The organism is Thalassospira xianhensis MCCC 1A02616, assembly GCF_003326475.1.
GTDB lineage: Bacteria > Pseudomonadota > Alphaproteobacteria > Rhodospirillales > Thalassospiraceae > Thalassospira > Thalassospira xianhensis.
The window spans coordinates 35,492-58,125 of record NZ_JPWA01000016.1 but is presented as its reverse complement, the minus strand read 5'-3'; the positions used below and the strand labels follow the sequence as shown (position 1 = coordinate 58,125).

Sequence of the window (22,634 nt, the reverse complement as noted above, 5' to 3'; positions counted from 1 at the left end):
GGTCTTCGCGAGCAAACTATTTTTCGAGCATGACTGCGCGAACATTAGTGATATTGGTTCGTTCCGTTGACAGATGGCAGACAGGGTTCTATCTGTGATCGGGCCTCGGTATATAGCCGTTGCCCCATAACTGTTTTTTCATTTGTTCAGGAACGTTTTAATGCTCGGCGTAATTGCCCGGAAAATTTTCGGTTCAGCTAACGATCGTGAAGTCAAAGCCCTGCGGGCCACGGTCGAGCAAGTCAATGCCCTGGAACCCGAAGTCGAGAAGCTTAGTGACGACGAACTGCGCGCCCGTACCGATTGGCTGCGCGAACGTCTGTCCAAGGGCGAGACTCTGAAGGATATTCTGCCTGACGCATTTGCTACCGTTCGCGAGGCAGCCAAGCGTGTCCGCGGCGAACGTCATTACGATGTCCAGCTTATGGGCGGCATGGTTCTGACACTTGGCAAGATCGCCGAGATGAAAACAGGTGAAGGTAAAACGCTTGTTTCGACCCTTCCGGTTTATCTGAACGCGATCGAAGGCAAGGGCGTTCACGTTGTTACGGTCAACGATTACCTTGCGCGTCGTGACGCGGAATGGATGGGGCAGGTCTACGGCTTCCTGGGGCTTAGCGTTGGCGTGATCATGCATGGCATGACCGATGACCAGCGTCGTTCGGCCTATGCGTGCGACATTACCTATGCCACCAATAACGAGCTGGGCTTTGATTATCTGCGCGATAACATGAAGTTCCGCCTTGAAGACATGGTGCAGCGCCCGTTCAACTTTGCCATCGTCGATGAGGTTGACAGCATCCTGATCGACGAAGCGCGTACGCCGCTGATCATTTCCGGCCCGGCCGAAGACAGTTCGGAACTGTATCGCGCGATTGATGCGCTGATCCCGAAACTGACCGAAGACGATTACGAGAAGGATGAAAAGGCACGCGCCGTCACCCTGACCGAAGATGGTACCGAGAATGCCGAACAGCTTTTGCAGCAGATGGGCATCCTGACGGAAGGGACGCTTTATGACGTTGCCAACGTGCATCTGGTGCACCACGTCAATCAGGCGCTTAAGGCGCACAAGCTGTTCCAGAAAGATACCGATTACATCGTCAAGGACGACAAGGTCGTGATCATTGACGAGTTCACCGGTCGTATGATGGAAGGCCGCCGTTATTCCGATGGCCTGCATCAGGCACTGGAAGCCAAGGAAAAGGTCAAGATCCAGAACGAAAACCAGACTCTGGCCTCGATCACCTTCCAGAACTATTTCCGTCTTTACCCGACGCTTGCGGGGATGACCGGTACGGCGATAACGGAAGCCGAAGAGTTCGAGGAAATCTATAACCTTCAGGTTGTTGAAATCCCGACCCATCGCCCGATTGCCCGTAAAGACGCCGATGATGAAATTTATCGGACGGCCAAGGAAAAATGGAACGCGATTGCCGATCTTCTGGAAGATTGCCACAAGCGCGGCCAGCCGGCCCTTGTCGGCACGGTTTCGATTGAAAAATCGGAAATTCTTGGCGCGTTGCTGAAAGAACGCAAAATCCCGCACGAGGTCCTGAACGCCAAGCAGCATGAACGCGAAGCGTTCATCGTGGCACAGGCCGGTGCGCCGGGCGCGATCACGATTGCAACCAACATGGCCGGTCGCGGTACCGACATCAAACTTGGCGGCAACGTTGAAATGCGTGCCGAGATCGAGCTTGCCAATATCGACGACGATGCAAAGCGTGCCGAGGGGATCGAGCGGATCAAGGCCGAAGTGAAGGCCGATCAGCAGAAGGTTCTGGATGCCGGTGGTCTGTTCGTGATCGGTACCGAACGCCATGAATCTCGTCGTGTCGATAACCAGCTTCGCGGTCGTTCCGGCCGTCAGGGTGACCCGGGTGGTTCGAAATTCTTCCTGTCGCTTGAAGATGATCTGATGCGTATTTTCGGGTCGGAGCGCATGGACGGGATGCTTCAGAAGCTTGGCCTTCAGGAAGGCGAGGCGATCTATCACCCGTGGATCAACAAGGCGCTTGAAAAGGCACAGCAGAAGGTCGAGGCGCGCAACTTCGACATTCGTAAGAACGTGCTGAAATTCGATGATGTCATGAATGACCAGCGTAAGGTCATTTATGAACAGCGCCGCGATCTGATGCAGGCCAAGCATGTTGCCGAAGATGTGGCTGACATGCGCAGCGAAGTCGTCGAAGACCTCGTGACCAAATACTGCCCTGAAAAGGTTTATCCGGAACAGTGGGAAGCGGCCAGCCTGCATGAAGAATGCACGCGTCTGTTTGGCCTTGATCTTCCGGTGACCGACTGGGTCAAGGAAGAAGGCATTGATGTCGAAGTCATGCGCGAGCGGATCGAACAGGCGGTTGAAAGCAAGATGGCAGCCAAGGTTGCCAATTATGGCGCGGATATCATGCGCCAGGTCGAAAAGAGCCTTGTTCTTCAGCTGCTGGATCAGACCTGGAAAGAGCATCTTCTGGCGCTTGATCACCTGCGTCAGGGCATTGGTCTTCGCGCCTATGGCCAGCGCGATCCGTTAAACGAGTTCAAGCGCGAGGCGTTCAACCTGTTTGAAGGCATGCTGGTGACATTGCGTGAACGTGTGACCCAGATGCTGTCGCATGTTGAATTGCAGTCCACCCCACGCCCGGAAGACCTTGAACCGCGCCGCGCACCGCAGGAAATGCACGAAAATCACCCGGAACCCGAAACCATGGCGGCTGAAGGTGGTGACAGTGCAACGGTCCATTCGCGTGCGGCATCGGGCAATGTTGACCCCAACGATCCATCGACATGGGGCCGTGTTGCACGTAACGCCACATGTCCGTGTGGGTCGGGTAAAAAGTACAAGCATTGCCACGGTCAGCTGGCGTAAGCCAAACTATGTGGATTTGATTTGCAAAACGCGCCGTTTAAAACGGCGCGTTTTCTTTTATCAGGCTGGGTCTATGAGCTTGTTACTGTGTCGAAAGCAAGGGCGCAGTTTGTATCTTCCGTGCGGCCAGAAATTCCCGAATGGGATCAAGCACAGCCCGGTTTTCTGTCAGGATACTGCCCAGTGCGATCAGAGTTCCGGCGTGGCCAGTGTCGTCGATTTCAATCAGTTTTGCATCCGGGGCGAGTTCCGCCAATCGACGGGAATTGCGGGGGTAGACCGTATGATCACGCGTACCCGTGATCAGAAGCATCGGCGGCATGTGTGACAGGTCCTGTTCGACCGGCTGGCTTTGGGCGGCAGGGGTTTCGCCAAAGGCAATCCGGGTTGCCTTAACATCGTAGGGATAGAAATCATACGGGCCGGAAAGCCCGATGATGCCTGCGATGTCGTTGGACGACATGCCGACGGAGGCCAGATAGGATTGATCGGCCACCAGTTGAACCGCGTTATAGGCCCCGGCAGAGTGACCGGCCAATATCATCGGGATGGCGGTGATGCGATCGGGATGCTGATCGCCGTACTGCTTCATGAAGGCGAGGGCCCCGGCGCCGTCTTTGATGAATTCCGGGAAACGGATTTCGGGCACCAGCCGGTAATCGGGGATGGCAACCGCGTAGCCCATTTCGGTAAAGCGTTTGGCGACGAAGGCGTATTTTGCCTTGTCACCCGAATCCCATGATCCGCCATAAAACCAGACGATCAGGGGGGCCGGTTTTGAGCGATCCGGCGGCAGATAAATATCTAGTTTCTGGCGGTCCGCATCCCCGTATTGCAGGTCTGCAACGGTCGGGTGATAGTCCCCGGCCTGAAGGTGATTGAATGCGGCGAGTTTGTCGCAGGCCGCCAGAAACAGGGCTGCGATCAGGGCATTTGCCGTCAGTTTGAGTACGCGCATTGTCACCGTAAAACAGATATTATCGATTTGGGTTTACAGCTTATACGCAAAAGCCCGCCATCGGGATTTGTTTCATTTCAAGGGTGTTAGACGTGCATCGCAATTCGGGTTTGATGACTTTGGCAAGAACGCTGGTTGTGATGCCGGTTCTGATCGCCTTTTCATCCGCGGCATTCGCAGACAATGACAATGAGGCTTATGAAGCTGCGGTTGCCGGTATGGCAGAAAATCCGCAAGCCGCAGAGAAGGCGGTTAAGGGCCGGTCGGACGGTGTCGGATTACTGGACCGGATATTGTTTTTATATGCGTTCAAGGACCAGAGCCCGGCACGCGATCGTGAAATTGCCGCCTTGCAGGACCGGGTCAATGAAGACGTCATTCCGTTGACTGACGAGCTGGAACGTAGTGTGCTGGGGGACTTGCAAAGCTTTGACGGATCAATTGAAAGCCTGTTGCCGACGATCACGCTGGCGACGAGCAGCGGTTATGCGAATACGGATTCCGCGTTTTACGCCATTCCCTGTGCGATTTTGCAGCGACAGCCGGGGCTTCTGGATGCAACCCGACCGACATGGGGCGGCAATCGCGACAATTTCATGCCGCGTTCGGGGTGCCAATGGGGGCGCGGGGCGGTTGCGGGCTATCCAACCGCGCTGATGGATGCCTATGTTGATGCGGCTTATCTGGCCAGTGGGGATATGTTTGCCCCGGAAAACGGAACGATACGTTTTGCGCATATGGCGGGGCAAAGTCACGATCTTGAGATGGCGATGCTAAAGCCTGATGAATTGCCGTCTGCCCCGGCGGGATCACGCAAGCCGTTCGAGGTCTGGTCGTATCTTTCACCCGCCAACCGGGATGTATTCAACGCGATTGAAACCGTACGGATACCGGCGCAGGATGCGTTGATTACCTATTGGGTTTCACGCGGCGAAAGCCGGGATATGGCGGTTAAAATCGCCCGCGATACCCTGTTTTCCGTGGTGTATGGGGCCGATTGCGATACACCGGTACCGGTTAATATGATGCGGGTGATGTTAATCGAAAACCGCCCGGTTGCGGATATCGTGGCGACGGCAACGCGCGGTGCGGGGCAGGATGGAAACCTGTTTGCCCGATGTGCGGTTTATGGTGGCATTGATCCGCTATTGCATGTTGCGGTGATGCGATCCGATAGTGCGGAAATCCTCGATATTTTGTCGCAGAATGGCTATTTCGCTGATATCGAGGCGCGCAATGATTTTGGCAAAACCGCCTTGATGGCCGCCGCCCAGCAGGGCAATGGCCCGGCGGTAAAATGGTTGTTGGGCAAGGGGGCGGATGTTCAGGCGCGGACACATGCCACGGATGAATGGGAATATCCCCGCCATGGGGAACGAACAGCGTTGCATTATGCGGCCGCCACGGGGGATGCCGAGATCGTAAAGATGCTGGTTGCGGTCGGGGCCAAGACCAATGCGGTTGATGACGAAGGATTTTCGGTGCGCGATCACCTGATCGGGCGGGAAGATTTGCCGGGGAACGTGGTGGTTTCAAGCGAAGATCGTGCGATGATTTTGCGATTGCTGGGCGGGCAAAAGGGCTGAGCCGATTTCGGTCAAATGCGGCACTTGGCGAAAGCAGACTTGCAGGATAAAACAATCGCATGAGTATTCAGAATCCAGATAGAGGCTGCATGTCGGTGGACCTGCGGCAGGGGAAAATCCCCGAAAAAACGGTGTTTGTCAGTGCGGTGGCGCTGGTGGATGCCGATCATCGTGTATTGATCGCCCAACGCCCCGAAGGCAAATCCATGGCGGGGCTTTGGGAGTTTCCGGGCGGCAAGGTCGAGGCGGGCGAGACGCCGGAAATGGCATTGGTGCGCGAGCTTAAGGAAGAGCTTGGCATTGATATCACCGAAAGCTGTCTGGCACCTTTTACCTTTGCATCATTTACCTATGATGATTTCCATCTGATGATGCCGCTTTATCTGTGCCGGGTCTGGAAGGGGGAGATTACCCCGATGGAAGGCCAGCAGGTCAAATGGGTGCGACCGATCCGGTTGGGTGATTATTCGATGCCGCCAGCCGATGTGCCACTGGTGGCGATGTTGCGCGATTTTCTGTAACGATCCGGCCGGTATTGCCGGTCGTATCAAATGACGAATTCAAGTTTGCGGGGTTGTGATGTCTGAAGCGGTTCGGGCCTGTCTGATCATTATCGGTAATGAAATCCTTTCGGGGCGAACCCATGACAAGAACCTGCCTTATCTGGCGGAAGAACTGAACAAGCTTGGCATTCGCTTGGCAGAAACGCGGGTGATTCCCGATATCGAAACCACGATCATCGAAACGGTCAATGAGTGCCGGGCAAAGTTCGATTATGTCTTTACCACCGGCGGCATCGGCCCGACCCATGATGATATTACATCCCCCTGTGTTGCGCGGGCCTTTGGGGTCGAGATTGAACTGAATGCACAAGCGCATGAATTGCTCAAAAGCCATTATGAAAATCCCGCCGACCTGAACGAGGCGCGGCTTCGCATGGCGCATATCCCGGTTGGTGCGGAACTGGTGCAGAACCCGGTGTCCAAGGCGCCGGGGTTCCGAATGGAAAACGTCTATGTCATGGCGGGTGTACCCATGATCATGCAGGCGATGTTCCAGGGGATCAAACACCAGCTTATCGGCGGGCGGCCAATGGTTTCGCGGTCGGTTGGCGGTTATATCCCCGAAGGCACGATTGCCAAGGTGCTGGGCGAGATCCAGCATGATTTCCCCGATACCGATATCGGATCCTATCCGTTCCTGCGCGAGGGGAAACTGGGCACGACGCTTGTGGTGCGGGGCGAAGAAGCCAAGGATGTTGATCTGGCATCCGAGCGCATCCGGGCTGCGATCATAGAGCAGGGCCGCGAGGTTATCGAGGATAGCGGCGCGGTTTCGTAACGCGTGGATTGCGATTGATCATTTTGGCGATGCTATAATTCCGGCTATGACAATCCGATGATGTCGCGTTGGAGGAACTAGCATGACCGGCAAGTCAAACGACACGGATGAAATTCGCAACAGCAAGGCTGCGCGCGAGGCCCGTTCCATTATCAAGTTCATGATCGAACATACCGCCTATGGCGGGTTCGGGGCGCTGGTATTTGGTGCCTTGGTGCTGTTTTTTGATATTGGCGGGATTTACAGCCTGGCCACGGCATCACGTGATGCGCCGATCTTTATCATGCTGCTGTTTTTCGGGTTGTTCATCACGTTTGGCGGTATCAGCCTTGGCATCGGAATCATGAATCTGGGCGGGTTTTCCGATAATGACAGCTATGACGACGAACGAAGAAAGCATCGTGACGATCGGAACGGATCATAAAAAAGGCGCTATTGATTTCAGCGCCTTTTGTTATCTAGCGGGATCGCGATCAGGGCCGGTCCGCACCACTGCGTGAACGCAGTATTTTGGCGATGATCATGCCGCCGATCCAGAATGCCAGCGGGACGACAAAGATATAGTCAAACATCGGGTGCGTGGTATCACCCCCGGAAATTGCCAGAATGTAACCAACCCATGCCGCTGTCAGAAGATAGCCCATGATCTTGAAGTAATGACCATTCGGGAGCCCCTTTTTTGCGGGTTGTTCTGGATTGGTTGGTTGGCCTTTGTCGGCGGTCATCGGGATTTCCTTTGATGATCGGATTTGGTGTTAGCGTTCGAGCGTCAGGTCAGCAGGATTGATGCGATCCTGCCAACCCTCGCGGACGAGTTCGGGAACGACATGGTCCTCTTCGGGGTAGCCGATGCACAGATAGGCGATCAGACGCCAATGTGACGGGACTTCAAGCGTTTTAAGAACCGTTTCGGGTTCAAGGATCGAAACCCAGCCGACCCCGATGCCTTTGACGCGCGCGGCCAGCCACAAAAGCTGTACGGCGGCGACGGCAGAATAATCGAGCATCTCGGGCATGGTTTTGCGCCCAAGGCCCATGCCGGCCTCGGTTTCCTCGTCGGCGAAAACGGCGAGCTGCACGGGGGCCTGATCCATGCCCTGCAATTTCAGGGACGCATAAAGTCTGGCACGTTCGCCGTGATAGTCGTTGAGCGCCTGCTGATTGGCGCGTTCGAAACTGTCGCGGATGGCTTTGCGGCGGTCTGGATCGTTGACCTTTACAAAGCGCCATGGCTGACAATTGCCGACAGATGGTGCAAGGCAGGCTTCCCTGATCAGGCCGTCGATGTCGTCCCTCGGGATCGGGTCGGTGCGAAAACGCCGCACGTCACGACGCCACAAAAGCAGATCGATGAACTGCTTTTGAAAGGCGCGATCAAACACCGGCGGGGTCAGTGTATCTGTCGCGTCGGGCGTATCGGGCGCATCGCGATCGGATTGTGTCATGGCGCGAACCTGCTGGTCTGGGCGGTTTCGAATTCTTTGTGCACCCTAACCGGACAGGGGTGTAACGCCAAGCCACAAGATGCCGGCAAGGCGCGGAAACATCAGAAATCGAAATGGATCGTCATCAGGCCAGACAGGTTGTTGTGTTCGGTTTCGAAGGTCAGTTTTCGCTGTACCTCAAGGCTCATCTGACCGGGAATGCCACCCCAGTTATGGGTGATACCCCCCCCCATTTGCGAATAGGTGCTGGTGTTTTCACTTGTCAGGTAGGGGCTCAGGACCCCGTAGCCATAGGGCAATTCCGAACGCAGACTGAGTTCCGACCTTATACCCTCGACCGCATCGGAATTTGGTGAAAATTCGCGGAAGCCTTCGACGGATGCCCCGATCTGCCACGGGTCATAGGCATATTCGGTCCCGGCGAAGTAGCGGCGATTGGTGGAACGGCCATAACCCTGGTTCATCAGGGTGATGGCCTGATCTTGACCGGCAAAGGGCACAAGGCGATGATCGCCCAGAACAAGGTTATAGCGTGCCTCGGCGGTGCTATCGAAAATCTGGTTCAAGGCCGTGCGTGCCGGTACCAGTGATCCGTCGACCGCGCGTGCGCTTTCAAATTCCTCGCGGGCGGTGATGATATCACCGTCGAGGCTGAGCGTGAGGGGGAGAAAGCCGAGATCATATTCCGTGCCGAAGCCGATGGAGCTCGACAATGTCGAACTGTCGAGATTTTCGGCATAGCTGAGATCATCCGAACCGCCATTGAGTGCCGATTGGGTGATGGTGCTGCTGCCAATTCCGATGCTGCCGCGGATATTCAGCCATTCGGTCATGCGCGATACAAAATAGGGGGAAAATGTAACGTTGTTTTCCCGATATAAAACCTGCCTTGCGGCGGCTTCGCTTAGTACGCTGCCCCAGCCGACACCAAGTCCGATAATCAGGCTGTCATCGACCTGATAATCGACCCCGGTATCGATTGAGATGACATCACCGCTGAGGTTCGGATTGTAACCGGTATCGGCAATGCGATTCTCGATATTCGTCTGGCTGCCATGTACCCACATGTTGATGGGAGTGGCCCGGCGGCGTGCCTGATTCGGGAAGGTGCCATTTGCCGTATCAAAATCAAGTTTCTTGGCAATTGATGCCAGAGCGGACCGGCCGCCAAATGTTTCGATGGTTGTTGCATCACCGGTACCAAGTGCCAGTGCATTTGGCGGCTGGGCCGGGGCAGGAATCGAATTATCGAGAAAAAGGGGGCCGATTGTGCTTCCGACGAGATCTTTCTCCATCTTGTCATAGAGGCGATTGAGGTGGCGTTGCTGGTTGGCAGACCGGTTGATTGTTTCACTTCGCAGGATCGGCGCGTCAAGACGGCTGGGGCCGTCATCCTCGGCGTTGGCATAGGGAATGATTTCGTGGCGCAACAACAGGCCAAGCATGGCAAGTGCCAGACATGCTGAGATAGCCAGTGAAATGTACCTGTGCCTCTTCACGGTCAACTGGATCGCCTATTGATTCTTATGGGATCATTGCAACCTTGCCGGGGAAAAATGGGGGTAATGTGGTGAAAGACAGGCAATTATGTCGCAATGCCGCATTCGTCATTCTGCAGCCATCACCCATGTCGGGCTTTCCGGGATTGGCAAAATCGGGCATTCCGGTATTGCGCCGTTTTTAAAGCCGCGCTAGAACCCTGTTCTGCCGGTTGGAACACCAACCTTCTGAGCGCTTTGCGGGCGTGGCGAAATTGGTATACGCAGCGGACTTAAAATCCGCCGGTCCTTAAAGACCTTGCCGGTTCAAGTCCGGCCGCCCGCACCATTTTCATCCGATTATCAAACAGTCCTTTGTGATCAGGTGAGATGCGCCATCAAATAACCTGTTTTGCAACGTATCGGTCAGGAACAAACGCAACATGCGTGCGTTTGACCGGGACCGATGTCCCTTTGCGACAGGAGCAAATGATGATCCATCTTTTTGTATTCGGCTTGATTGCTGTCAGTGCACTGGTTGTTGCCTGAGGTAAGTACCGATGCGCGTCTCGGACCGCAGATGCGGTCTGGGAAAGCGCGCGTTTGAACGAGTCAGAATACCTCCACTCTTTACTATTGATGTCTGTGGTTATCTGTTTTCCTGCAAGCTTTTGCGGGACATGAGGTACTGCGCGATCATTCTCACAGCATTTCCGGATTTACCGGATATAAATCAGAAATGCTTATGACCGATGACATGGCCTGAAAACGGGCAGCTTTCGGAGTGGTTGGGTGAACGATATCGATAGTGAAGACGAAGGCCCGCGCAAAAAAGAGCGGTTCGGCAAATATGTCGTGCCCGAGGAACGTGCGGCCAATATCGTCAAGCAGCTTGACGAGTTCCTGCGCAAGGGCCCGCGCAAGGGGCTTAAATATTCGCGCTGGCAGCAGATTGCCTGGTACGAGATTGTTGACGAACTTAAACGTGCAGAAGCCGCCCAGAAGAATCAGGACAGTCTTACGAAATCAGCGTTTCTGGCACTTGCGGTCGGGTTCGGAACCATCGGGTTCTGGGGACTCGTTGTCTTGCTGGGGCAGAATTTTGGCATGATCGGCGGCATTCTGATCGTGATTGCCGGACTGGTTGTCTGGCGTGCCTTGGCCAAGGCCAAGTGGTTCAGCTAACCGTGTCGGCAAACGGCGAGGTGTCGCGATAAAGGACGTGATAAAGGATGGGGGACGATGAACAAGGAAGCGGCTGAAACTCTGGCCATTCGGGCAATTGCCCATATTGCGGGCGATGACGAGTTGCTTGAAGGGCTTTTTGCCCAGACCGGTATGGGGCTTGATGATCTGAAAGCCGGGATCACCAGCAATGAAGTCCAATTGGGTGCGATTGACTTTTTAATGTCGCACGAGCCGTTCCTGATGCGTTTTGTCGACGATAGTGGTTATGCGCCGGAAGACCCGGCGCGGGCGCAAATCATCCTCTCGGGCGGGCCGATCTGGCAGGATTAATGCGTCAGATCAGGTGTCTGCTGTCGATCTGGCTGCGTCATCGTCATTGGCACCGTGATGTTCGAGTACCTGATCAATCAGACCCCATTCCAGAGCCTGATCTGCGGTCATGAAACGGTCGCGGTCCAGCGTGCGTTCCACTTCCTCGTAACTGCGACCGCAATGTTTGGCATAAAGCGAGATCATGCGCTGTTTGGTCAGGCGCATTTCTTCGGCATGGATCAGCACATCCGATGCCTGGCCCTGAAAACCACCCAGCGGTTGATGCACATGGATACTGGCATTGGGCAGGGCAGCGCGGTGGCCCGGTTCGCCTGCCATCAGCAGGAACGATCCCATGGACCGTGCGGTGCCCATGCATAGGGTATGAACAGGCGCCTTTATGTAGCGCATCGTGTCATACATCGCCATGCCACTGGTGACGACGCCACCCGGGGAATTGATATAAAGGTTGATCGGTTTTTTTGGGTTTTCGGCTTCGAGAAACAGCAATTGCGCACAGACAAGCGATGAGATGGTGTCATTTACTTCGCCATTGAGGAAAATGATCCTTTCGCGCAAAAGTCGCGAAAAAATGTCAAAGGACCGTTCGCCCGCGCTGGTCTGTTCAACCACCATCGGGATCAGTTGCATCATGTCGCGCATCGAGGGGCTCCGGGTTCGAAAAGGGATCGGGTGAGGCGGCGTCAGGCCGCGCACATTATTTCCGCACTATTGCTGTTGGCGGCCTTGGCCGGGGTCAGGCATCTTGCATCGGTCAATTGATGGATGATGCGAAGGCATGTGCTGTTTTCGCCGGTTTGCGCGAGGTGAAAGGTCACCACGCTTTCCAGGTAAGGCGGGGAGGGATCACGCATCTGATAGGTCACTTCTTCGCCGGGAATTTGCCGTATCGGTTTGGCATTGCGCAAATTGGTGCCGGGTAACCAGCTTTCGCGAATTTCGGGAATGCTGATCGCCCGCCAGACCTTTTCCTTTGGCGCATCCAGTCTGAATTCAAATTCAAGGTGACGGGAAGCTGTCGGCTTTGCGGGTTTGGCAGTGCGTGTCTTGCTGTCGGTCACTGGTCCATCTCCTTTAGGGTCTGGCGCAAGGCGTCTATCCGGTCAGGCCAGAAGGTGCTGTATCGGGCGACCCATTGAACAATCAGCGCCAGCCCATCGGGATTGACCCGGTAATGGACGAAGCGCCCCTGTCGTTCTTCGTCCACCAGTTTTGCCTGGCGCAGCACGGCCAGATGCTGGGACATGGCAGGCTGGCTGATGCTCATACCGTTGCGAAGGGCACTGGCATTCATGCTTTGGCTGCTGGCCAGCTTTTCAAAAATTGTGCGCCGGGTCGGATCGGCCAGTGCTTTGAATATGTCGTTTTCCATCATGCAGACACATAAGCACGGACTTATGTGTCTGGGCAAGGTAAATTATTTGGAAAGGCAAGTTTGGGGCACCAGACACAAAAAAGGCGCGAAGCCAGCGGAATATACCCGGGTTCGCGCCTTGTTCAATCTGCCCGATAGGAGGGTAGGAAGGGCTTTATGTGCGGCTTAGAACAGCGTTTCGAAAGGTGCCATGCCGTAACCGTAAATCCACACCAGCAAGCCGCCGCCCAGAAGAATGCGGTAAATCGCAAACGGCGTGAAGGTTGACCGTTTAAGCCAGCTCATGAGCATGGCGATGGCGATCAGGGCGGTGATGAAGGAGAGGCCGGCAGCAAGCAGGACATCCATGGTCAGGGCCATGTCACCCGATTGTTGCAGATCGATACCGGCCAGAAGGCCAGCACCCAGAATGACCGGGATCGACAGCAGCATCGAAAACTGTGCAGCATCAGCACGTTCATAGCCCATCAGGCGTGCCGCCGTCATGGTGATGCCCGAACGGCTGGTACCGGGAATAAGGGCAATGACCTGTGCGAGGCCGATGAACAAGGCCCCGCCCCAGCGCATATGTTCAAGCCGGTTGATCGTCATGCCGATCTTGTCGGCAATCCAAAGGACAATGCCAAAGACAAGCGTGGTCCAGGCAACGATTTCGACCGAGCGCAATTGTTCCTCGATCCCGGAGACTTTCAGATAGAAGCCGACCCCCACCACCGGGATGGTGGCAAGGATGATATGCAGCGCGAGTCGGGCACCGGGATTGATCCGGCCGGACAGAAGGAAGAAGAATCCGCCGATCATCGCGAAAACATCGCGCCAGAAATAGATCAGAACAGCGGCCAGTGTGCCGACATGAACGGCAACATCTACCAACAAACCCTGATCTGCAGCACCTGTCAGGGCGGGGGTCAGGATCAGGTGACCTGATGAACTGATGGGGAGGAATTCCGTGATCCCCTGGATGACTGCCAGAAGAATTATATGTTGTAACGTCACCCCGGCCTCGATCGCTGTTATCGGCAAAAACTCCCCGCTTATAGCAGCTTAGCGCGAACAGGCGAAACGCATTAATAGTACCAAAATGGTACTATTGAAACTTTCTTTCAGCGCTTTAAAACCAGAAATTCCTGATGCCCTGATTTTATTTGGGGATATAATGGTCAGCAATATTGACCTATCATGCATTTTGTGCTGGATTCTTGCAAAACCGGCGCGTATACAAAAGCCAACCCGCAACATAAAACCCTTTTAGAGGGCTGCTATGACAGAAAAGATGCTGAAGTTTGTTCATCTTGAACAAAAATATCCGCACAAGAGAGAAGCATCCGAGCGTCGCACGGACTTCAATGAAATTTACGAAGGTTTCGAGACAGAAGCTGCGGCCGATCAGTCCGCGCGCTGCTCGCAATGTGGTGTGCCGTTCTGTCAGGCCCATTGTCCTTTGTATAATAACATCCCGGACTGGCTGCGCCTGACGACCGAAGGTCGTATGGAAGAAGCCTATGCCATTTCGGCAGCAACCAACAACATGCCGGAAGTGACCGGTCGCATCTGCCCGCAGGATCGTCTGTGTGAGGGCAATTGCGTGATCGAACAGTCAACGCATGGTGCTGTCACGATTGGCTCTGTCGAGAAATACATTACCGATACTGCGTTTGCGAATGGCTGGGTCAAGGCCCCCAAGCCGACGCAGGAAAACGGTATGTCGGTCGGGATCATCGGTGGTGGTCCGGCAGGCATGGCAGCGGCCGAACAACTGCGCCTCAAAGGATATGAAGTCCATATCTATGACCGCTATGACCGTATGGGCGGATTGCTGGTTTACGGGATTCCGGGTTTCAAGCTTGAAAAACATATCGTTGAACGCCGCGTAAAGCTGCTTGAAGAAGGCGGTGTCGTAATGCACACCGAATTCGAGGTTGGCCGCGACGCGACGCTTGATGAACTGCGCCGCAAACATGACAGCGTTCTGATCGCCACGGGTGTTTACAAGTCCCGCGATCTGAAGCTGCCCGGTGTTGGTCTTGGCAATATCTATCCGGCACTGGAATATCTGACGACGTCGAACCGCATCGGCCTTGGCGACACGGTTGCCGCCTATGACGATGGCACGCTGAATGCCAAAGACAAAAACGTTGTGGTTATTGGCGGTGGCGATACGGCCATGGACTGTGTCCGTACCGCGATCCGTCAGGGTGCGAAGTCGGTCAAATGTCTTTATCGCCGTGACCGTGCGAATATGCCGGGGTCCCAGCGCGAAGTGGCCAATGCCGAGGAAGAAGGCGTTGAATTTGTCTGGCTGACCAACCCGGAAGCCTTTGTTGGCGACGACAAGGTGACCGGTGTGCGTGCGGTCAAGATGCGCCTTGGCGCCCCGGATGCCGGTGGCCGCCAGAGCCCGGAACTGATCGAAGGGTCGAACTACACCATGGATGCCGACATGGTCATTCTGGCACTTGGTTTCGAGCCGGAAGACCTGCCGACCCTGTTCGAGGCACCGGAACTGGGTGTGTCGCGCTGGGGCACGGTTAAAATCGATTTCCGTTCGATGATGACCAATCTGGATGGCGTTTTTGCCGCCGGTGATATTGCGCGCGGTGCGTCGCTGGTGGTTTGGGCCATCCGTGACGGTCGCGATGCGGCTGACCGGATCGATGAATATCTGCTGGCGCGCAAAGAAGCTGCTGCTTAAGCCCGCTGCCGCATTAGGAGAGAGAGTTATGAACAAGATTATTCATGACCGTGGCGCGCAAGAGATCGCCCGTTTTGAAAAGAATGCCGAACATCTGTCGGTGAACGGTATGTATGATCCGGCCGAAGAACACGCCAACTGTGGCGTGGGTCTTGTCGGTGCGATTGATGGCAAGCCGCGTCGCGAGGTGGTTGAAGCCGGTATCGAAGCGCTTAAGGCGATCTGGCACCGTGGTGCCGTTGATGCCGACGGCAAAACCGGCGATGGCGCAGGCATTCACCTGCAAATCCCGCAGGATTTCTTTAAGGCGTATCTGAAGGTTATCAATCAGGAAGCGCCGGAAAGCCTGATTGCGGTTGGTCAGGTATTCCTGCCGCGTATCGACATGTCAGCACAGGAACGGTGCCGTGCCATCGTTGAAACCGAAATCCTGAAACAGGGTTATGGTATTCTTGGCTGGCGTCAGGTTCCTGTCGATGTTTCGGTTATCGGTGAAAAAGCCAACCAGACGCGGCCTGAAATCGAACAGGTTCTGATCGGTGCGCGGGGTGACGTTGATGAAGACCAGTTCGAGGTTGATCTTTACACCATCCGTCGTCGCGTCGAGAAAGCGGTTCTGTCCGAGGCGATCAAGGATTTCTATATCTGTTCGATGTCGTGCCGCTCGATCATCTACAAGGGCATGTTCCTTGCCGAGCAGGTCGACATCTTCTATCCGGATTTGCGCGACGAGCGGTTCGTTTCGAACTTCTGCGTCTATCACCAGCGTTATTCGACCAACACCTTCCCGAGCTGGCCGTTGGCGCAGCCGTTCCGTGTTCTGGCCCATAACGGCGAGATCAACACGCTGCGCGGTAACGTCAACTGGATGAAAAGCCACGAAGCCCGGATGGCGCACGAGGCATTTTCCGACACCATCGAAGACCTGAAACCGGTCATTCAGCCGGGTTCATCGGACTCGGCCGCCCTTGATGCCGTGTTTGAACTGATGGTGCGGGCCGGTCGTGACCTGCCAATGGTGAAAACCATGATGGTGCCCGAAGCCTGGTCGAAAAAGGCATCGACGCCGGATAGCTATAAAAACCTTTATGCCTATTGCAACGCGGTGATGGAACCGTGGGACGGCCCGGCGGCACTGGCAGCTTATGGTGGCAAATGGCTGATGGGTGGTACGGACCGTAACGGTCTTCGTCCGTTGCGCTATGCGGTCACGGGTAACGGCCTTCTGATCGCCGGTTCCGAAGCGGGTATGGTCCATATCGACGAGGAAAGCTGCCTTGAAAAAGGTCGGCTTGGTCCGGGGCAGATGATTGCCATCAATCTTGAAGAAGGCAAGCTGTACCATGACAGCGAGCTTAAGGATAAGCTCGCGAACCGTCGTGACTGGTCGAAATGGGTGGGTCGCACCAAGGTGCTTGATGACCTGATTTCGCCAGAGCACACCGAACCTGCGCGCCTTGGCAAGGAAGCGCTTCTGCGTTTGCAGAAGGCGATGGGCCTTACCCATGAAGACCTTGAACTGATCCTGCACCCGATGGGTGAGGACGGTAAGGAAGCCATTGGTTCGATGGGGGATGACACCCCGCTTGCGATCCTGTCGGACCGGTATCGCGGTTTGCACCATTTCTTCCGTCAGAACTTCTCGCAGGTGACCAACCCGCCAATCGACTCTTTGCGCGAAGCCCGCGTCATGAGCCTGAAAACGCGCCTTGGCAACCTTGGCAATATCCTTGACGAGGATGAAAGCCAGTGCGACCTGCTTCAGCTTGAAAGCCCGGTTCTGACCAACGCCGAATATGACGCGATGCGCGGCTATATGGGCGATACGGCGGTCGAAATCGATACCACGTTTGACATCAATGGTGGTGCGTCAGCACTTCGCGATGCGATCACCCGCATCCAGCGCGAAGCCGAAGAAGCCGTTCGTGGTGGTGCGCTTCATATCATCCTGACCGATGAAGGCATCACGACCGAACGTGCCGCGATCCCGATGGTTCTGGCAACGGGTGGTGTGCACAGCTATCTCGTGAAAACGTCGCTGCGTACCTATATCTCGCTTAACGTTCGTTCGGCGGAATGCATGGATGTGCATTACTTTGCCGTTCTGATCGGTGTGGGTGCGACGACGGTGAACGCCTATCTGGCGCAGGAAGGTCTTCTGGACCGTTATGCGCGCGGACTGTTCCCGAGTGTCGGCAGCACTGCGGAAGTCATGCAGCGTTTCAAGGCGGCGATTGATGCCGGCCTGCTCAAGATCATGTCCAAGATGGGCATTTCGATCATCAGTTCCTATCGCGGTGGCTATAACTTCGAAAGTATCGGCCTGTCGCGGTCGCTGGTGGCGGAATTCTTCCCGGGTATGCCATCGCGCATTTCGGGTATCGGTCTTCAGGGTATCCAGCGCCGTTGCATTGCCCAGCACAAGGAAGCGTTTAACGGCAATGTCGTGACCCTTCCGGTCGGTGGCCTTTACAAATATCGCCGTTCGGGTGAACGCCATGTCTGGACCGGTCCGCTGATCCACACGTTGCAGTCGTCCGTCACGACGGGGTCGTACAATACCTTCCGCAAGTTTTCGGAAGGGCTGCGTTCGCGTGAGCCGCTTCATCTTCGTGATCTGCTTGATTTCCGTTCCGACCGTAAACCGGTTCGTCAGGAACAGGTTGAAAGCATTACCGAAATTCGCAAACGGTTCGTAACACCGGGCATGTCCCACGGTGCGCTTTCGACCGAGGCGCACGAGGCGCTTGCGATTGCGATGAACCGTATTGGTGCGAAATCGAACTCGGGCGAGGGTGGTGAATCGCGTGAACGTTTCCGTCCACGTTCGAACGGAGATAATGCGCGTTCGTCCATCAAGCAGGTGGCATCTGGTCGTTTCGGTGTGACCGCCGAATATCTGAACAACTGCGAAGAAATCCAGATCAAGGTCGCCCAGGGTGCAAAACCGGGCGAAGGTGGTCAGCTTCCGGGCTTCAAGGTGACGGTTGAAATCGCACAGTTGCGTCACGCGACGCCGGGTGTGACCCTGATTTCGCCGCCGCCGCACCACGACATTTATTCGATCGAAGATCTGGCTCAGCTAATCTATGACCTGAAACAGATCAACCCGCGTTGCCGCGTTTGCGTCAAGCTGGTGTCGCGCTCCGGGGTCGGCACGATTGCGGCCGGTGTGGCAAAGGCAAAGGCCGACGTCATCCTGATTTCGGGATATGATGGCGGTACCGGTGCCAGCCCGCAGACATCGATCAAATATGCTGGTATTCCGTGGGAAATGGGCCTTTCGGAAGTCAACCAGGTCCTGACGCTGAACAACCTGCGCAGCAAGGTCAAACTGCGCGTCGATGGCGGTTTCAAAACCGGTCGTGACGTAGTGATCGGTGCGATGCTTGGTGCCGAGGAATTTGGTATCGGTACTGCATCCCTGATCGCGCTCGGCTGTATCATGGTGCGCCAGTGCCATTCGAACACCTGCCCGGTTGGCGTTTGTACCCAGGACCCGGCATTGCGTGCCAAGTTCGTGGGTACGGCGGACAAGCTGGTCAACCTGTTCACGTTTATGGCCGAAGAGGTCAAGGATATCCTGGCTGAGCTTGGCTATGACAACCTGCAGGAAATCATCGGCCGTTCGGACCTGTTGCAACAGGTTCATCGCGGCGCGAAGGATCTTGTTGACCTTGACTTGAACCCGCTGCTTGCACAGGCTGACGCCGGTGATCACAAACGTTACTGCACGACGGTTGGCCGTAACGAAGTGCCCGACACGCTTGACGCCCAGATGATCAAGGATGCACGTGCATTGCTTGAAGACGGCGAAAAGATGCAGCTGCAATACAACATCCAGAACACGCAGCGTGCGATCGGGACGCGTATCTCGTCACTGATCACGCAGAAATATGGCATGACCGGCCTGAAACCGGGCCACCTGCATGTGCGTTTGCGCGGTTCTGCCGGTCAGTCACTGGGCGCGTTTGCGGTTCAGGGTCTGAAAATCGAAGTTCAGGGCGATGCCAACGATTATGTCGGCAAGGGTCTTTCGGGCGGTACCATCGTCTTGCGCCCGCGGCCGTCAAGCCCGCTCAAGACCAACGAAAACACGATTATCGGTAACACCATTCTTTACGGTGCGACGGCCGGTAAGCTGTTTGCAGCCGGTCAGGCCGGGGAACGTTTCTGCGTTCGTAACTCTGGCGCGACGGTTGTGGTTGAAGGATGTGGTTCGAACGGTTGTGAATACATGACCGGTGGTACGGCCGTGATCCTTGGCGCGGTTGGCGAGAACTTTGGTGCCGGCATGACCGGTGGCATGGCGTTCATCTATGACGTTGCAGGCACCTTTGGTGATGTCGTCAATGATGGCTCCATCCTGTACCAGCGTATTGAAACCCAGCATTGGGACGAAGTCTGTCGTTCGCTGATTGAAGAGCATGTTGCAGAAACCGACAGCGGTTTTGCACGCACCATCCTCGATAATTGGGATCGCGAACGCGGCAATTTCTGGCAGATCGTGCCGAAAGAAATCGTCGACAAGCTGGAAAACCCCATTCGCTCTGAGAGCGAAAACCAGGCAACTGCGTGAACCCTTTTCACGCTTTTGCGCAAGCTCCCTTGTCCATACACCCGGACAAACAAACTGGCCCCGTACTCTGTACGGGGCTTCTTTTTTGCCCGTAGGGATGTTTGCGGGGTGGCGCTTTCGCCGGGGGGCATTGATACTTATGTCAATGCGAACATTCCAGCCAACCTGACAGGTGGTTCATGACCGTTACCGACATCGCCACACGGGCCTATAACCACAATTTCAAGCTTGATCCGATCATCCGCAGTCTTCTGGACACGGATTTTTACAAGCTTCTGATGTTGCAGGCGATCTGGCAGGAACATCCGGACGTGGACGTCACCTTTTCGCTAATCAATCGCAGCCATCATATAAGGCTTGGTGATATCATCGACGAAGGCGAATTGCGCGCGCAGCTTGACCATGCGCGAAGCCTGCGCTTTACGCGACAGGAACTGATCTGGCTGGCGGGGGCGACGTTTTATGGGCGCAGCCATATGTTCAAACCGGAATTCATCAGCTGGCTTGGCGATTTCCAGTTGCCGGAATATGAACTGCGCAAGATTGACGGACAGTTTGAACTGCATTTTACGGGGCCATGGACGCATAGTTCGATGTGGGAAACACCGGCCCTTGCGATCATTACCGAATTACGGTCGCGTGCGGTGTTGCGCAATCGCGGGCGGTTTGAACTTGATGTGCTATATGCCCGCGCTAAGGCCAAACTTTGGGAAAAAGTCGAACGGCTGCGCGATTTGCCGGACCTTGTTCTTGCCGATTTCGGCACTAGGCGACGGCATGGCTTTTTATGGCAGCGCTGGTGTGTTGAGGCCCTGAAAGAGGGGATCGGCAGCCGGTTTATCGGCACATCGAATGTGTTGCTGGCGATGACGGCCGATATCGAGGCGATTGGCACCAACGCCCACGAATTGCCGATGGTCGAAGCGGCCATTTCCAAGGACGATGACGAACTTGCCGCGTCGCCTTATCGCGTGCTTGAGCAATGGCGCCAGCATTACAGCGGCAATCTTCTGATCGCGTTGCCCGATACATATGGAACGGCGGCGTTCCTTAAAGACGCGCCGGACTGGCTGGCGGACTGGACCGGATTTCGCCCCGACAGTGCGCCCCCGATTGAAGGCGGTGAACAGATCATCCGATGGTGGGAAGAACATGGTAAAGACCCGCGCGAGAAGCTTCTGGTCTTTTCCGACAATCTCGACATTGATGCGATCATCGAAACCTATCTGCATTTCCATGGCCGGGTCCGGATGAGCTTTGGCTGGGGCACGAACCTGACCAATGATTTTCGTGGCTGTGATCCGGCAGGCGAACAGGGGCTTGAACCCATGTCGCTGGTGTGCAAGGTGACAAGTGCCAACGGGCAACCGGCGGTCAAGCTTTCGGACAACCCGGAAAAGATTTCGGGCGATCCAGAGCAAGTTGAACGCTACATCCGGGTTTTTGGAAATCCTGTACAACAGGCTTGATCCGGATAAGCCGGATCAGAGAAGAATGTTCAGATAGGTGCCGCGCCGCGCATTGTGGTCAATCTGATCGGCTGCGATCAGATTGCGCAGACGGGCAAGTTGGGCGGCGATGAAGCTGTCAGATGATGGCTGATCGGTGTTGGCGGCAACACGCCCGCGCGCACCGGTAGGCACACCCTGTGGCATGGAGCGGGCATCGTGAAGACCCGTTTGTGTGGCACTGCTGCCGATCCGGTTGGTTGCCATGAATTCATCCATTCTGAAATCGCAAAAACATTAGCACGGCCAACGGGTTTTGTCATGAAGTTGCGGTGTCGTCACCTCCATCGTTTCCCATTCGGGCCGATGCGCCGGGTGGATTGCCAAATGGTGGAAAGACATTCTGCCCGACGGCGTCACGATGATGGTGCAAGGCCCAATGGACGGTGGGGAAGGCGATGTCGTCCCACGGGATATCGGCCCAGCGAAACAGACCAACATCAAGACTTTCCGGGCCGCACGAAATATCGGGACTGTTTAGGGTGGCGCGATAGAGCAATTGCAACTGGCTGATATGGGGCAGGTCATATAGGCAAAGCAAACGATCAAGCGACAGATCGGCACGGGCCTCTTCATAGGCTTCGCGTGCAGCACCGGCGGCAGATGTTTCACCGATTTCCATGAAACCGGCGGGCAGCGTCCAGAGGCCCTTGCGCGGATTGATCGCGCGACGGCACATCAAATAGCGGTCTTCCCAGGTTGCGACCACACCGACGATGATCTTGGGATTGTCGTAACGGATGTAACCGCAATCGGGACAGCTTAACCGTTCGCGGTCATCGCCTTCGGGAATGATTTTTTCACGGGGTCCGGATGGTTTCTGCATACGGACAGGATACATCCGGAAGCCATGCAGAAAAAGGGGTGGTCGAAACCACCCCGAGGAAGCTAACGAGAGGGAAAAATCACGTTAGAATATTGACGCGGGTACCGCGTGCGCCGCTGGTTTCAAGCGGCTGATGTTCCGTGACGATGGAGCCGATAACCTGTGCAAGGCCCTGAGCTTTCTGGATCGAAGAAGTTGCCGCGGCAAGCGGTGCGGATACGCCATCCTTACCGCCGCCTGGTGTGATCGCGTCATTTACGGCCTGTGCGGCAGCGCTAAGTCCTGAACCTGCTGATCCGATCATCGTATCCTCGTCTCAAATTCCGTGAAGGTGTGATAGCTGCACATTGGCAATATCACGGCTTCTGACTCTTAGATTAGGCTTCGCTTAACACTTTTAAAGTGACAGCTGTCACAGCAGCGCATCGAACAGCGATTACTTTTTTGTGAACG

General features: G+C 55.4%; 21 protein-coding genes and 1 tRNA gene. 11 read left to right on the top strand and 11 right to left on the bottom strand.

Annotated features, from left to right (window positions below; all coding sequences use genetic code 11):
- Positions 1-160: 160 nt before the first annotated feature.
- Positions 161-2,872 (top strand): preprotein translocase subunit SecA, encoded by a 2,712-nt coding sequence (gene secA, locus TH5_RS14020; RefSeq protein ID WP_114122385.1) that lies wholly within the window; start codon positions 161-163, stop codon positions 2,870-2,872.
- 82 nt (positions 2,873-2,954) lie between these two features.
- Here the strand turns inward: secA and TH5_RS14015 are convergent, their stop codons facing one another.
- The gene (locus tag TH5_RS14015; protein ID WP_114122384.1) at positions 2,955-3,830 is read right to left on the bottom strand and encodes an alpha/beta hydrolase; all 876 of its coding nucleotides are present in this window, start codon (positions 3,828-3,830) and stop codon (positions 2,955-2,957) included.
- Between the two features lie 92 nt (positions 3,831-3,922).
- On the opposite strand from TH5_RS14015, the gene TH5_RS14010 reads away from it, so the two are divergent.
- From TH5_RS14010 to TH5_RS13995, 4 genes are all read left to right on the top strand, one after another.
- A complete protein-coding gene (locus tag TH5_RS14010) occupies positions 3,923-5,416 on the top strand; it encodes an ankyrin repeat domain-containing protein (RefSeq protein ID WP_114122383.1) in 1,494 nt (497 codons plus the stop codon).
- An 89-nt stretch (positions 5,417-5,505) separates the two neighbouring features.
- Complete coding sequence (gene mutT / locus TH5_RS14005) at positions 5,506-5,937, top strand: 8-oxo-dGTP diphosphatase MutT (protein WP_114122382.1); 432 nt, start codon at positions 5,506-5,508, stop codon at positions 5,935-5,937.
- Positions 5,938-5,995: 58 nt separating this feature from the next.
- Positions 5,996-6,757 (top strand): competence/damage-inducible protein A, encoded by a 762-nt coding sequence (locus tag TH5_RS14000; RefSeq protein WP_114122381.1) that lies wholly within the window; start codon positions 5,996-5,998, stop codon positions 6,755-6,757.
- A gap of 82 nt (positions 6,758-6,839) precedes the next feature.
- Positions 6,840-7,181 (top strand): hypothetical protein, encoded by a 342-nt coding sequence (locus TH5_RS13995; protein ID WP_114122380.1) that lies wholly within the window; start codon positions 6,840-6,842, stop codon positions 7,179-7,181.
- Positions 7,182-7,230: 49 nt separating this feature from the next.
- Here the strand turns inward: TH5_RS13995 and TH5_RS13990 are convergent, their stop codons facing one another.
- From TH5_RS13990 to TH5_RS13980, 3 genes are all read right to left on the bottom strand, one after another.
- Positions 7,231-7,482: a hypothetical protein gene (locus TH5_RS13990; RefSeq protein ID WP_062951286.1), complete on the bottom strand. Its 252-nt coding sequence runs from the start codon at positions 7,480-7,482 to the stop codon at positions 7,231-7,233.
- A 30-nt stretch (positions 7,483-7,512) separates the two neighbouring features.
- Positions 7,513-8,202: a 5,6-dimethylbenzimidazole synthase gene (gene bluB / locus TH5_RS13985; RefSeq protein ID WP_114122379.1), complete on the bottom strand. Its 690-nt coding sequence runs from the start codon at positions 8,200-8,202 to the stop codon at positions 7,513-7,515.
- 101 nt (positions 8,203-8,303) lie between these two features.
- Positions 8,304-9,701: a hypothetical protein gene (locus TH5_RS13980; RefSeq protein WP_244204922.1), complete on the bottom strand. Its 1,398-nt coding sequence runs from the start codon at positions 9,699-9,701 to the stop codon at positions 8,304-8,306.
- 239 nt (positions 9,702-9,940) lie between these two features.
- On the opposite strand from TH5_RS13980, the gene TH5_RS13975 reads away from it, so the two are divergent.
- The 3 genes from TH5_RS13975 (at position 9,941) to TH5_RS13965 (ending at position 11,198) form a co-directional block, all read left to right on the top strand.
- Positions 9,941-10,029 (top strand) — tRNA-Leu (locus tag TH5_RS13975).
- Positions 10,030-10,472: 443 nt separating this feature from the next.
- A complete protein-coding gene (locus TH5_RS13970) occupies positions 10,473-10,865 on the top strand; it encodes a hypothetical protein (protein WP_062951288.1) in 393 nt (130 codons plus the stop codon).
- Positions 10,866-10,922: 57 nt separating this feature from the next.
- Positions 10,923-11,198 carry a DUF3572 domain-containing protein gene (locus TH5_RS13965; RefSeq protein ID WP_114109502.1) on the top strand — a complete coding sequence of 92 codons (276 nt, stop codon included), beginning with the start codon at positions 10,923-10,925 and terminating at the stop codon, positions 11,196-11,198.
- A 9-nt stretch (positions 11,199-11,207) separates the two neighbouring features.
- On the opposite strand, the gene TH5_RS13960 is transcribed toward TH5_RS13965, so the two are convergent.
- The 4 genes from TH5_RS13960 to TH5_RS13945 all read right to left on the bottom strand — a co-directional run bounded on the left by TH5_RS13960 (position 11,208) and on the right by TH5_RS13945 (position 13,572).
- Positions 11,208-11,843, bottom strand: coding sequence for an ATP-dependent Clp protease proteolytic subunit (locus TH5_RS13960; RefSeq protein ID WP_114122378.1), 636 nt, complete (start codon positions 11,841-11,843; stop codon positions 11,208-11,210).
- A 41-nt stretch (positions 11,844-11,884) separates the two neighbouring features.
- Entirely contained in the window at positions 11,885-12,262 is a 378-nt protein-coding gene (locus TH5_RS13955) for an SRPBCC family protein (RefSeq protein WP_208638452.1), read from the bottom strand.
- A complete protein-coding gene (locus tag TH5_RS13950; RefSeq protein WP_244204921.1) occupies positions 12,259-12,573 on the bottom strand; it encodes an ArsR/SmtB family transcription factor in 315 nt (104 codons plus the stop codon). The genes TH5_RS13955 and TH5_RS13950 overlap by 4 nt, the downstream gene beginning before the upstream one ends.
- A 168-nt stretch (positions 12,574-12,741) precedes the next feature.
- On the bottom strand, positions 12,742-13,572 hold the full coding sequence (locus TH5_RS13945; RefSeq protein ID WP_167443557.1) for an undecaprenyl-diphosphate phosphatase: 831 nt from the start codon (positions 13,570-13,572) through the stop codon (positions 12,742-12,744).
- Between the two features lie 265 nt (positions 13,573-13,837).
- On the opposite strand from TH5_RS13945, the gene TH5_RS13940 reads away from it, so the two are divergent.
- The 3 genes from TH5_RS13940 (at position 13,838) to pncB (ending at position 21,316) form a co-directional block, all read left to right on the top strand.
- Entirely contained in the window at positions 13,838-15,268 is a 1,431-nt protein-coding gene (locus TH5_RS13940) for an NAD(P)-dependent oxidoreductase (protein WP_110252464.1), read from the top strand.
- A gap of 28 nt (positions 15,269-15,296) precedes the next feature.
- The gene (gene gltB, locus TH5_RS13935) at positions 15,297-19,847 is read left to right on the top strand and encodes a glutamate synthase large subunit (RefSeq protein ID WP_114122375.1); all 4,551 of its coding nucleotides are present in this window, start codon (positions 15,297-15,299) and stop codon (positions 19,845-19,847) included.
- Between the two features lie 179 nt (positions 19,848-20,026).
- Positions 20,027-21,316: a nicotinate phosphoribosyltransferase gene (gene pncB / locus TH5_RS13930; protein ID WP_114122374.1), complete on the top strand. Its 1,290-nt coding sequence runs from the start codon at positions 20,027-20,029 to the stop codon at positions 21,314-21,316.
- A 15-nt stretch (positions 21,317-21,331) separates the two neighbouring features.
- Here pncB and TH5_RS13925 read toward each other — a convergent pair whose 3' ends face one another.
- From TH5_RS13925 to TH5_RS13915, 3 genes are all read right to left on the bottom strand, one after another.
- Positions 21,332-21,562, bottom strand: a complete 231-nt coding sequence (locus tag TH5_RS13925; RefSeq protein ID WP_114122405.1) for a hypothetical protein — start codon at positions 21,560-21,562, stop codon at positions 21,332-21,334.
- Positions 21,563-21,614: 52 nt separating this feature from the next.
- Positions 21,615-22,181: an NUDIX hydrolase gene (locus TH5_RS13920; RefSeq protein WP_244204920.1), complete on the bottom strand. Its 567-nt coding sequence runs from the start codon at positions 22,179-22,181 to the stop codon at positions 21,615-21,617.
- A gap of 79 nt (positions 22,182-22,260) precedes the next feature.
- Positions 22,261-22,485: a hypothetical protein gene (locus TH5_RS13915; protein ID WP_114122372.1), complete on the bottom strand. Its 225-nt coding sequence runs from the start codon at positions 22,483-22,485 to the stop codon at positions 22,261-22,263.
- Positions 22,486-22,634: the final 149 nt, after the last annotated feature.